Raw genomic sequence first — 9,719 nt, forward strand, 5'->3', positions numbered from 1 at the left:
CGCGGGCAAAGTCCGTATCTCGGGGCGCGGAGTTGCATCCTGATAGATCGGACGTTTCCTCGTAAAAATTGCATTTGATCTCCAAAAACACAACCTGTAAGCGAGCATGGCGACACCCGAAGGGGCTGCGATGGCTGGGCGAACGAGCTACATCATCGCTCTGATAGGGAGCGCCTATATCGGCGGAGCCGTGGCCTTCTGCTTGTGCTGGCAGCACAGTCTGCTCTTAGCCTTTGTGGCGGCGCCGTTTGGGAGTAGCCTCTCGGCTATCGTAGCTGCCTTGCTTCTGTTTCTACGAAATCGAGCCCTCAAAAGTCGCGCTTTGCCATTGCGAGCGTCGGCGCCAGCCGCGGTCAGGAACCATACCCGCTAAGGGGCGGACCTTCCTGAGTTCGATCACAAAAACCCGCTCCCGCTGTGCCCCTTGAAGGCATTGGCGCGCCGAATGTACCCGACGACCGTCCGGGGATCCCGGTGCCCCGACTGATCCATGATGCGGGCGAGATCCGCGCCGCGTTCGGCTGCCGTGGTGATGTAGCCAGCCCGCAAGCTGTGCGCCCCAAAGGTCGAGGCATCGAGACCGGCGGCCGTGCAGTAGCCTTTGATGATGTCGGCCACCGCCTGCGTTGTGAGGCGAGGCGGTTTTCCAGACCCCGGATCTGGGGAGCGGACGTTCCCCGAGCGCGAGACCGGCCGGAACACCGGGCCCGCCGTGATACCGGCCGCGTCGAGCCATTCGCGCACCAGAGCGACGGGCCGGATGAACCGGCCGTGCGGGATAGCTTTCTCAAACCCCCTGCCCTCCTGATCCACTTTGGACCGACGGACCGTGATGCGCAGGCCTTCGGGATCCTCGCGTAGGTCCTCGACATCAAGCGCCACCAATTCAGACCGGCGGAACGCGCCTGCGAACCCGAGTGCGAGTAGGGCCCGATCACGCTTGCCGGCCAAAGTATCGGGGCACCGCATCAGCAGCGCCGTCAGGACATCAGCGGTCGCGGCCGCCTTCTGAACCGGAGCAACCCCCACTTTCCGTCGGGCGCCACGGATCGCCGCGCGCACGCCCTCGTCCTCCGTGGGGTCAGGCAGGCCTGCCAGCTTGTGGGCATGCCGGATTGCCGCCATGCGGCGACCGAGCGTCGAGGCGGCTCGCCCAGCCTCGGCCTCAGCGACGATGAAGCCGGCCACGGCCTCGGGGCTCGCCGGCAGGGACCGGAAGCCGTACCGGGCGCACCAGTCCTGAAACACGATAGCATCGGACCGGTAGGCGCGAACGGTAGAGTCCGCCTTGCTGGCCTGCTGGTACGCCTTGACGATAGCGACGGCTTCAGCGGGCAAAGTGCCCACTAGGCGGACAGTTTCGGTCGGGAGGGGGGCCGCCATTGTCTAGCTCTCTAGCTCTATGAAAGCGTCGGGCTCATCCCGCCCCATCTGCGCGGCCAGTTCCTTGCGCCATCCGTCCGGTAGGTTGATGCCGAGCGTCTGCGTCCGGATTTCAACAGCGGTGAGCACCCGTTGCCAGTGCTCTGGCGACAACCGCTCCAGCTCGGTCGCAAGGCCGAGGTTCCGGGCCGCCTCCGAGCAGGCGTCGCGCAAGATGCGGAACCCATCGATCGTCTGAATTAGCCCCGGCTTCATTTCATCACGGCCTTTCGCCCGGCCCGTTCGTAACTTTCGAGAAGAACGATTATCGAAAGCTACGACGCCGGACGGCTTCTGGCAAGCCCCGTAAACGGTAAACCTATACCTAAACATAATCGTTCTACCTAAACAGCACACCTTGAGTTCAAGCTAAACGGTATCTTTGGACTTAGACCTACACCGTTTAGAAAGCGCGCCGGAGGTGAGTCGATGCGGGTAGTTTCGATCTTGGGTCTGAAGGGCGGGAGCACGAAGAGCACGCTCACAGCCCACTTGGCCGTTGCCGCGCATCATGCCGGGATCCTTACGGCGATCGTGGACACTGACCCGCAGGCCACTCTCCGCATGTGGTCCACCCGCCGTCAGACCGAGGGGCCACCGGTTCGGCCCGAAACGACGCCCGAATTCCTTGAACCGACACTGCGTGAATTCGAGCGCCAGGGTGCGGAGCTTGTCCTTATTGATACGGCAGGCAAGGCCGAGATCATGGGCAAGCGTGCGGCCGAGCTGTCCGACCTCGTGCTGATCCCCTCGCGGACTTCGCTTGCCGATATGGATGCCGTACCAACCTCGCACGCAATGGCTCAGGGGCTGGGCAAGCCCAACTTCGTCATTTTCACCGACGTGGACGTGAGCGGCGCCAAGAAGGACGTGAAGGAAGCCGCGGCCGGGTTCGTATCCCGTGGCATCCCGACTGGCCGGGAACACGGCGCGCCGTTCATCTGCCATCGCAAGGGCTACAAGAGCTGCCTGATTGACGGCAGTACGATCCAGGAGATTGAGCCCGAGGGGAGGGGGGCCGAGGAGATTGACGCCCTGTTCCGTTGGGTGGCGAAGCAGGTGGGGATTAAGGTGAAGCGCAAGCGGACGGAGAAGCAGAATGGCTAAGCGGCCCAGCCTGTCCGCCTCGTTTGTGGTCGGGGAGCAGCCCATCCTAGACCCTACACCTCCACCTAAAACTCAACCTCCAGCTCAAAGTTTAGATACACCTAAACTTACACCTAAAGCTCGTGATCACCGGGAGAACCGGCAGGCTTTCACGGTGTGGCTGGACCGGGACCTGATTGCCAAGGTGCGTGGCCTATCTCGCGAGTTGGTCGCCGAGCATGGCCGTGCTGGCAACTCGATCGAGGCTCTGGTGACGGAGGCCTTGAACGAGGTGTTGGCGAAGCACGCGCGATAGAGAAGCGCGCCAAGCCGGGCGTGCCGTGATGATATGGCCGCCCGGCCGATTTCTAGTGCTTGCGCGCCTACCGTCGGCGCCAACGGCTTAGGACGTCGACCACTCGCGCATCACCTCATCCGCTGGTCGGTCGAGATGGACCTTGCCGCCCTCAATCGCTCGCACGAAGTCGACCGGGATGAAGTGGTGCAGGCCGCCTGCAGCCGCATCCTTTTTGGTCAGCTTGATCTCACCTCTGTCGACGTGATCGACTGTGCCGACGTGCGTTCCGTCCGAACCGATTACCTCGGCATGCTCCTGGATCTGCGCGACATCAACCATCGGTTTCACTCCCTGTTGGAGCAGCCGTAACCGGTGTCCAAATGGCGAGGTTCCAGCTCAGTTGGCTGCCACCGAATGAGCGGGCGCTGAGGCAGATCATGGACGGGGCAGGGGAGCCGAAGTACCTCTCCGACACGGCGAAAGAGATGGCGATTATACCGTTCGCAAATACAGTGCGACATATCCTTCGCGGATCGAAGAACCTGATCCATATGTGATCGCCGCCCACCGCCGTGTGGCACACCCAACGGCAGTCGCAGTCTCTGACTCAGGCATGTCCGCGATTGAGAGCCATGGCTCCCGCCTTCAACGGCGGAGGTGCGTGTGCCGCGCTACCATTTCAACGTCTATGATGGCGTCGTCATGCTCGACAAAAAGGGCGTCGAGTTGCCGGAGATTATGTTCGCGCGCCGAGAAGCTATCCGATACGCCGGCGTGCTTCTTGAGGAAGGCGCAAGGTTAGAGAGCCTTGGTTCAGAATGGCGGATGGAAGTCACTGATGAGGTAGGACTGATCCTGTTCCGGCTAGACTTCTTCGTTACCCCATCGGCGGCCATGAAGCTGGATCCAACGAACAGATAACTTCAAGAGCTCGTCGGCTTCACCTTGGCGATCCGTTTTGGGGCCGCATCAAACGCGGCTTCAACCTCACTCGCCCCGGCCTCGCGTGGAGCTTCAATGAACCAGCGGCGCTGTTCCTCGGGCGTGAGGTTGTCCGCGCCGAGTTTGCCGACTGCTTTCGCGAGCTTTGCTTTGGATGCTTTCACATACGCAGCAGCTTCGTCGGTGCGAGTTCGCGCAGATCGTGCGGCGAGCTTGGCAGAGTCCACCACAGCCTTTGCGTCGGCCACCATCGCGCGGGCGCCTTGCGTCCCCGGCGGCAGCTTCTCGGCGCCTGCCCTGACTGCATCCTTGCCGATCTGGATCCCGCGTTCCGGATCCTTGGCCAGGACTGCATAGAACAGGGTGAGTGGCTGCTCCGGCGCATCCTCATCCGGACATGCGACCTTGACGATGAAGGCCGTCTGATTGGGCTCTGTCATCGATGGAGCCTACACCCGAAACGCTCTGCAACTAAGGCACAACTGATCGGTCAGACCGCCGTGAGGCGCTTGGTGTTGAAAGCGACGTGCTCCCGGTAGCGCGCGATCACGGTTTCGGGCGAACCACCGAGCATCAGCGTCGTCATCGCTTCGCCAGCGGCGTGGATCTTCTCGGTCACCATGGACTGCATCTCGGCTCGGCCCTCGCGCCCGCCCCAAGCGAGGCGGACCATGCGCAGCTCGATGACCCGCTGCGACTCGATCGTCAGCATTATCGATGAAAAGATGGGATTGTACATTGAGCCTTCGCACCGAGTGAACGCAGTTCCAGTTCAACATGATCAAAGGCTATAAAGATCCATCATTAACATGTGTTGGATTTTTGCTATCGATGTTTCAGTCGATTGCCCTTGAGGTCGCAGGCCAGAACTTTCGGATACGGCCATATGTTTCTCGTTCATGTTCGCGATAACGTGGGCAAGCGAGGTTCATGAGTGTCAGAGCACACATCTGGTCAAGATGGCCGCCAGGGCAAGCGCGGCAGACCGGCCCTCTACGTCCTGATCGTCAGCGTCGGCCTGATGCTGACATCCCTGGCCGGTTTGATGATCTGGCAGGGCGCGAGTTCGCCGCCCGACTATGCCAGCCAGAGCCAGGCGGCATCGCGCAAGCAGATCACCGGCTCTGAGACAGGCAGGTCAGACGCCGCGTCATCGGCCAACAGCAGCGGTGTGCCCGGGGGTAATCCAGCATATCCGCAGCCCGCCGTGCGGAGTGCCAACCCATGAGTCGATCTGAGATGGCGAACGATAATCCGGTCGAAGCCGCTGTGCTCGAACGCGCACGGCGGAACTTCCTCGACAACGGACCGGGCGACCGGATGTGGTCGGATCCCTCGTCCACGAAGGGATCCACGATGAACGCTGATTTCGTGCTGAGCGCAGACCAGCGCGCCGCGTTCATCGCTACGGCGCGAAGGGAGATCGCATCCGAGGAAGATACGGTCGAACGGCCGGAGGGATCTCTGCTTCCGAGAGATGGTTCGCCTGCAGGGCTCGGCATTCTCGCGCTGTATGAGAGCCGTAGCAAGGCGCAGGCGGCGACAGCGACGCTGATCGCGGCTGGTATCCCCGAGCGGGCGATCAAGCACGTGGTCCCTCCCTCCGATCTGGATAACGGCCGCGCCGAGGCGAGAGTATCGCTTCCTGACGGCCCCGGCCTCCGGGAGAGACTCCGGGCGATCGGCGTGCCCCTGGAGGCGCTGGACGCCTGCTGCGTGCAGCTGAGGCAGGGCGCGGCGATGCTGAACCTCGTAGTCGCAGACGCCCAGCGGGACCGCGTGATGGGCATCCTGAAGGACCACGGCTCAGTCGACCCGACATTGCGCGTCGCGACGTGGCGCGCGGAGGGCTGGGGTGGAACGTCGCCGGTCTCAACAGAAGGCTGGGGCGGTTATTCCGCCACCTCGACGGGCGCAACGGACATCACGACGAGACGGGAATAAGTTGATGGCCATGCTCGCTCCCGTCAGATCCGAAAAGACCGACCTTGACGCCGTGCGGCAGTACGCGGTGAGCGTCATCGCGCAAGCCGATGGCGAGGCCCTGCAGATGAAGGCGGTCACCCTGGCGCTACTGGGCGGGATCATGTGGCGCGGTGCGCCGGGATCGACCGAGATGATCCAGGACGAGGCAGGCGCCAAGGCCATCCTGTCGACCACCCTCGGCGGCCGCCATCTGACCTTCTCCTACGATCAGAATACCGAGTCGATCGAGATGCGCGAGGGAACGACAGACGGTCCCGTCTTGCACCGCTTCTGCAACCGAACTCTGATCAACGATCTCGAAGAGACCTTTAGCGCCTTGTGGCGGTAAGGCGGTTTGATCCAAGTCTATTCTACAGCACTCGCAAAATCATCCGTTTCGCGATCTGTACGCGAATGTCCTCTGAATTTGCCGATCAGGCCGTTATGACGAATAAACCAATATATGATGTCGGCTTAAAGGCAGCAGTCATTGCTCAAATTGTATTTGACTGCAGGTCCTGGAACATTAGGCTTGATGATAATCTTTCTTAAGGCGGGTCTCCGCTGTTGTCCGAGGCCGAACTAAGAAAGCATATCATGATACAACATACTTTCGCTGGCGCAGCGTCCCTGGCTGCCCTCCTCTTGATCGGCTCGACCTACGCTGAGAGCAAGTCGCTGGAGGCGCCGGCCAGCGATGCGATGCCTCCGGTGGAGTTGATCATCAGCATGAAGGACGGGAAGCCGGTGTGCGACCCCGCGGAGATCCTTCTGCCCGCCAACACCAACGTGGCTCTGCATATCGTCAGCAGCGCCGATGCGCCCATCACGATCACGGCGCCCGGTCAGTTCGAGAATGGGCTAGTTCTGCACGCCGACGGCGACCTGATCCATGCTGCGAGCGAGAAGGGCTACACCATCAAGCAGAAGGGCCAGGGTACGCTGCGCCTACGGACGATGAAGCCTGGTCAGGAAGAGTACGCCTGTACCAGCAATCGGAATGCGAACGACCCGTTCAAGGGCAAGCTGACTTTGACCCCGCCCGCGGGCTGAATTTGACGATCTGATCCGCCTTCGGTTTCGTTTCCCCTCGCTCAATCCAACCTTGAGCTGGCGAGGGGGGACACCGTTGGCATCTGTCCTCTATGGCAGAGCGCCAGCGATTTCCTTCGCTTTCAGGATGGTATTGCGGCAACCCTCAGCATCGCCTGCTTTTTCCTGAGCGGCTGCTTTCTCCACCAAGCTACGCGCTTCCTCCACGCCTCCAGCGGAGGAACGATCAGCCGTATTGCTCGGCATGGATGTTAGAGCTTTATCCAAGGCCTTATTGGTGCCAAGAGGTGTTGCGCCAACTTGGCTTTCACCAACGACCGTGCGTGCGCCGGAACTGTTCAAGCGCTTTTGCAATGTCGTCACTTCTTCTGAGCATGAAGACGCGAAGGCCGAACCGCTCGCAAGGAGGAAAGATGCTATTGGGAGGATAAAATACGGTTTCATGGGCAGCCCTCTGCGTGCCTATCGCTTAGCAATTGTCGCTGCCAGGCTTTACAGGCTGTCCTTCGGGGGCTTTTTTCGATCCATCATCTTTTGTGGACACCCCAACGTTGTTCATCGCTCCGACTGTGCCGGGAGACTCGCCCTTGGCACCGGGCGATACCATGCCGGTCGTATGACCATCGACGCTTGAGCTGGTGTCTTTGGACGAACCCGACATGTTTGTAGTTGTGCCCACATTACATGGGGCGGCGATCGAGACGCCGGTTGATAGTACAATGATTGCAGCAGTGGCGACGATAGTTGAGATTTTGGACATGCTTCCTCACAGATTTCAGTTATGAAGGAAGCGCACCTAGTCGGCGATGTTCCTGCCAATGCGGTGTGACAACTACCCACACCGACATAATGTTAGTTTTTCCGCTCCTGGAACCGGATCCCGGTCCCGCCACCGTTCTCAGGGATGAACTCCAGGCCGGCGGCCACGTTGGGTAGTAAAACGCTAAGGTTCTTGAAAACCATCTGAGGATCCCTTGTCGCTTGGCCTGGACCCGCCTCTAGCGGGATGCTTCAGAGAGGACGGCCAGGTGGGTGAGTGTCCAGCCAGGAGCCTGCAAAGCTTCGCACGTCCGGTTCGACTCCGGACCCCGGCCTCCAAACTGGGCCCCTTCATCGGTTCGCCCGGCTAGCGCCTTCGGCTGCGGGCCGGATGCCAAGCCACTCCAACGCTGCCAGGCGCGAATGGAAAGCGTGGCTCTGCGCCGTGAACGGTGTAGGCTGATCTACCGAGGGGTCTTTCTCAAGCAAGTCGATTTGCCATTGGTCGCTCAGCCCCTGGCGGTCAACGACGCGCACCAAAGCCGCAACAAGCGCACCGTCGAACAGCACGTCGTAGCTCCCGGGTGCCAGTTGCTCGACGGTGTAGGTTACCGCTGTCCCTTCTCTTTCCAGAAAGCAGCGAGGAAGCGTGTCAGGCCCTGCGGGTCGATGTCGTCCAGCGTAGCATCAACGGCAGGAGGCTCGGGCAACGTATCGTCAGCTTGCCGGCCCAAGCCATGCAGCGCTTGGGCTAGCATCGGCCACCACGGCAGGTTGCACTCGCGCAGGAAGAAGGCGGCCTTGATTAGCGCCTCACTCTGATCCTGTGGAACCGGACGGCCCACGATCTGAGCTTCGAGCACCTGATCGATCAGCGCTTCCGTAAGGCGGCGGACCTCAGACAGGCGTTTGGGTGAGGTGGCTTGGACGGTCACGGCTGATCCTTTCGCTTCCGAGACAGGATCGCGACTGCTTCTGTTGCCTCCTTCAGCCGCACGCCTTCCCCCCCGCCGTTGCGCGGGATGAACTGCACGCCTGCACCTTCCAGTGCGAGCCGGATGGCTGCCAGAGTGGGACCGGATGCCTCGCCCTTCTCCGCCCGCAAGACCGTGTTGCGATGAACATCTGCGATCCGCGCGAGGTCGTCCACCGACCACTCCAACAAGGCACGAGCGGCTCGCAACTGCGCCGTGGTGAGATCCATTAAATGGCCTAATCGAACTTTCAGTGTGAAAAAAGTACCACGAGTGGATTGACTGCACAACGTACGAACGGTACACCTGTTGTACTAAATGTACATCGAAGTGTTCACCGATGCCCCACCGCACCGTCTCTTGGACCCGCCTCTCCCGCTCGCTGCACGACAGCCGCCCGACGATCCCCGCCGGCCTCCTGTCCGCTACTGCACGCATCGACATGACGGTGCGCACCACCCGCCGCCCGCTATACGCCGCCGGCAGGTTCGACCGCGCCGCCATCATGTCGGCCGCTGCCAAGGCCGCCCATGCCCATCAGGAGCGCTTTGGCGGCACCTGGGCCGAGGCGATGTCCGTCTGCCTCACCGCCGCGTGGCGGTCCGCCAAGCTCGCTCGCCACATGGCCGCGCACTGAGGAGCCACCGATGTCCACCCACATCAACCGCCGCGCGCTGGCCGCCGGCCTCCTCGCCGCCACCGCCGCCCCCGCGGTCGCCCATATCGTTCCCGTCCGGAACGCTTTCCGCGGCGACGACACCGCCCGGCTGCCCGACCACGCCGCGCTCTGGGCGCGCCTGCCGCTGCCGTTCTCGCTGGCCGAGGCGTGGCACCTGCTCTCGCCCGCTACACAGGCCGAGATCGGCGCGGCCGTCATCGGCATGGTGCTGGCCGAGTATGTGTCCGGCGACATGCACGGGGATGCTGATCGCTTCCATGACGAGGCCTTGCGTAGCGACGCCATGGACACCGGCAGCGATCTGCATCCCCGTGCATGTCGCCGGATGCGTATTCGGCTCGCCCCACGCCACGGCCGCCGCGGCCGTCATCGGCCTTGGGCTGGTCGTTTGCGCGTCCGTCGGCCCGCCCGGGGAGCCTGATCCCATCCGCGGTTTGCGCGCGTCCCCGCCCGCAACGGAAGACCGTCGCGAAGTGCAAGCGCGTTCAGAGCCGGGGCAGGGGTGGCTGCTGCCGGCTCGTCTCGTCCCCAAAGCGGATCA

The 9,719-nt window shown here is 62.0% G+C and carries 16 protein-coding genes and 1 tRNA gene; 8 read left to right on the top strand and 9 right to left on the bottom strand.

What is annotated here, in order from left to right; translation table 11 throughout:
- Window positions 1-396: 396 nt before the first annotated feature.
- Window positions 397-1,383: a site-specific integrase gene (locus tag MKK88_RS14940; RefSeq protein ID WP_279602308.1), complete on the bottom strand. Its 987-nt coding sequence runs from the start codon at window positions 1,381-1,383 to the stop codon at window positions 397-399.
- A 3-nt stretch (window positions 1,384-1,386) separates the two neighbouring features.
- Entirely contained in the window at window positions 1,387-1,638 is a 252-nt protein-coding gene (locus MKK88_RS14945) for a hypothetical protein (protein WP_244000974.1), read from the bottom strand.
- Window positions 1,639-1,851: 213 nt separating this feature from the next.
- Here MKK88_RS14945 and MKK88_RS14950 point away from each other — a divergent pair, with 213 nt between their 5' ends.
- Window positions 1,852-2,529 (top strand): AAA family ATPase, encoded by a 678-nt coding sequence (locus MKK88_RS14950; RefSeq protein WP_244000976.1) that lies wholly within the window; start codon window positions 1,852-1,854, stop codon window positions 2,527-2,529.
- 382 nt (window positions 2,530-2,911) lie between these two features.
- Here the strand turns inward: MKK88_RS14950 and MKK88_RS14955 are convergent, their stop codons facing one another.
- Window positions 2,912-3,145 (bottom strand): DUF2171 domain-containing protein, encoded by a 234-nt coding sequence (locus MKK88_RS14955; protein WP_244000978.1) that lies wholly within the window; start codon window positions 3,143-3,145, stop codon window positions 2,912-2,914.
- Between the two features lie 324 nt (window positions 3,146-3,469).
- Here MKK88_RS14955 and MKK88_RS14960 point away from each other — a divergent pair, with 324 nt between their 5' ends.
- Complete coding sequence (locus MKK88_RS14960) at window positions 3,470-3,727, top strand: DUF6894 family protein (protein WP_244000980.1); 258 nt, start codon at window positions 3,470-3,472, stop codon at window positions 3,725-3,727.
- Between the two features lie 2 nt (window positions 3,728-3,729).
- On the opposite strand, the gene MKK88_RS14965 is transcribed toward MKK88_RS14960, so the two are convergent.
- Both MKK88_RS14965 and MKK88_RS14970 read right to left on the bottom strand, forming a co-directional pair.
- Entirely contained in the window at window positions 3,730-4,188 is a 459-nt protein-coding gene (locus MKK88_RS14965; RefSeq protein WP_244000982.1) for a hypothetical protein, read from the bottom strand.
- A gap of 50 nt (window positions 4,189-4,238) precedes the next feature.
- A complete protein-coding gene (locus MKK88_RS14970) occupies window positions 4,239-4,487 on the bottom strand; it encodes a hypothetical protein (protein WP_244000983.1) in 249 nt (82 codons plus the stop codon).
- 485 nt (window positions 4,488-4,972) lie between these two features.
- Here MKK88_RS14970 and MKK88_RS14980 point away from each other — a divergent pair, with 485 nt between their 5' ends.
- The 3 genes from MKK88_RS14980 to MKK88_RS14990 all read left to right on the top strand — a co-directional run bounded on the left by MKK88_RS14980 (window position 4,973) and on the right by MKK88_RS14990 (window position 6,766).
- Window positions 4,973-5,692, top strand: coding sequence for a hypothetical protein (locus MKK88_RS14980; RefSeq protein ID WP_244000987.1), 720 nt, complete (start codon window positions 4,973-4,975; stop codon window positions 5,690-5,692).
- A 4-nt stretch (window positions 5,693-5,696) separates the two neighbouring features.
- The gene (locus tag MKK88_RS14985; RefSeq protein WP_244001002.1) at window positions 5,697-6,062 is read left to right on the top strand and encodes a hypothetical protein; all 366 of its coding nucleotides are present in this window, start codon (window positions 5,697-5,699) and stop codon (window positions 6,060-6,062) included.
- Window positions 6,063-6,358: 296 nt separating this feature from the next.
- Window positions 6,359-6,766, top strand: a complete 408-nt coding sequence (locus tag MKK88_RS14990) for an anaerobic typically selenocysteine-containing protein (RefSeq protein ID WP_313902321.1) — start codon at window positions 6,359-6,361, stop codon at window positions 6,764-6,766.
- Window positions 6,767-6,856: 90 nt separating this feature from the next.
- Here MKK88_RS14990 and MKK88_RS14995 read toward each other — a convergent pair whose 3' ends face one another.
- Complete coding sequence (locus tag MKK88_RS14995) at window positions 6,857-7,210, bottom strand: hypothetical protein (RefSeq protein WP_244000991.1); 354 nt, start codon at window positions 7,208-7,210, stop codon at window positions 6,857-6,859.
- A gap of 578 nt (window positions 7,211-7,788) precedes the next feature.
- On the opposite strand from MKK88_RS14995, the gene MKK88_RS15000 reads away from it, so the two are divergent.
- Window positions 7,789-7,864 (top strand) — tRNA-Cys (locus MKK88_RS15000).
- Window positions 7,865-7,876: 12 nt separating this feature from the next.
- Here the strand turns inward: MKK88_RS15000 and MKK88_RS15005 are convergent.
- From MKK88_RS15005 to MKK88_RS15015, 3 genes are read right to left on the bottom strand one after another with little or no spacing between them, the layout of a single operon-like run.
- Entirely contained in the window at window positions 7,877-8,095 is a 219-nt protein-coding gene (locus MKK88_RS15005; RefSeq protein WP_244000993.1) for a hypothetical protein, read from the bottom strand.
- A gap of 38 nt (window positions 8,096-8,133) precedes the next feature.
- Window positions 8,134-8,460, bottom strand: coding sequence for a hypothetical protein (locus MKK88_RS15010; protein WP_244000995.1), 327 nt, complete (start codon window positions 8,458-8,460; stop codon window positions 8,134-8,136).
- Complete coding sequence (locus tag MKK88_RS15015; protein ID WP_244000997.1) at window positions 8,457-8,675, bottom strand: transcriptional regulator; 219 nt, start codon at window positions 8,673-8,675, stop codon at window positions 8,457-8,459. The genes MKK88_RS15010 and MKK88_RS15015 overlap by 4 nt, the downstream gene beginning before the upstream one ends.
- Before the next feature lie 164 nt (window positions 8,676-8,839).
- Between MKK88_RS15015 and MKK88_RS15020 the strand changes: the two genes are divergently transcribed.
- Together MKK88_RS15020 and MKK88_RS15025 are read left to right on the top strand one after the other, a co-directional pair.
- Entirely contained in the window at window positions 8,840-9,136 is a 297-nt protein-coding gene (locus tag MKK88_RS15020; RefSeq protein WP_244000998.1) for a hypothetical protein, read from the top strand.
- A 10-nt stretch (window positions 9,137-9,146) separates the two neighbouring features.
- A complete protein-coding gene (locus MKK88_RS15025; protein WP_244001000.1) occupies window positions 9,147-9,599 on the top strand; it encodes a hypothetical protein in 453 nt (150 codons plus the stop codon).
- Window positions 9,600-9,719: the final 120 nt, after the last annotated feature.

The sequence above is a fragment of the Methylobacterium sp. E-005 genome (genome assembly GCF_022829725.1).
GTDB lineage: Bacteria > Pseudomonadota > Alphaproteobacteria > Rhizobiales > Beijerinckiaceae > Methylobacterium.

Excerpts from the sequence above, each read along its gene's own strand:
- MKK88_RS14995 (WP_244000991.1), bottom strand. The coding sequence starts at position 7,210 with ATGAAACCGTATTTTATCCTCCCAATAGCATCTTTCCTCCTTGCGAGC.
- MKK88_RS14955 (WP_244000978.1), bottom strand. The coding sequence starts at position 3,145 with ATGGTTGATGTCGCGCAGATCCAGGAGCATGCCGAGGTAATCGGTTCG.
- MKK88_RS14985 (WP_244001002.1), top strand. The coding sequence starts at position 5,697 with ATGGCCATGCTCGCTCCCGTCAGATCCGAAAAGACCGACCTTGACGCC.
- MKK88_RS14965 (WP_244000982.1), bottom strand. The coding sequence starts at position 4,188 with ATGACAGAGCCCAATCAGACGGCCTTCATCGTCAAGGTCGCATGTCCG.
- MKK88_RS14970 (WP_244000983.1), bottom strand. The coding sequence starts at position 4,487 with ATGTACAATCCCATCTTTTCATCGATAATGCTGACGATCGAGTCGCAG.
- MKK88_RS15020 (WP_244000998.1), top strand. The coding sequence starts at position 8,840 with ATGCCCCACCGCACCGTCTCTTGGACCCGCCTCTCCCGCTCGCTGCAC.
- MKK88_RS14945 (WP_244000974.1), bottom strand. The coding sequence starts at position 1,638 with ATGAAGCCGGGGCTAATTCAGACGATCGATGGGTTCCGCATCTTGCGC.
- MKK88_RS15025 (WP_244001000.1), top strand. The coding sequence starts at position 9,147 with ATGTCCACCCACATCAACCGCCGCGCGCTGGCCGCCGGCCTCCTCGCC.
- MKK88_RS14980 (WP_244000987.1), top strand. The coding sequence starts at position 4,973 with ATGAGTCGATCTGAGATGGCGAACGATAATCCGGTCGAAGCCGCTGTG.
- MKK88_RS14950 (WP_244000976.1), top strand. The coding sequence starts at position 1,852 with ATGCGGGTAGTTTCGATCTTGGGTCTGAAGGGCGGGAGCACGAAGAGC.
- MKK88_RS14940 (WP_279602308.1), bottom strand. The coding sequence starts at position 1,383 with ATGGCGGCCCCCCTCCCGACCGAAACTGTCCGCCTAGTGGGCACTTTG.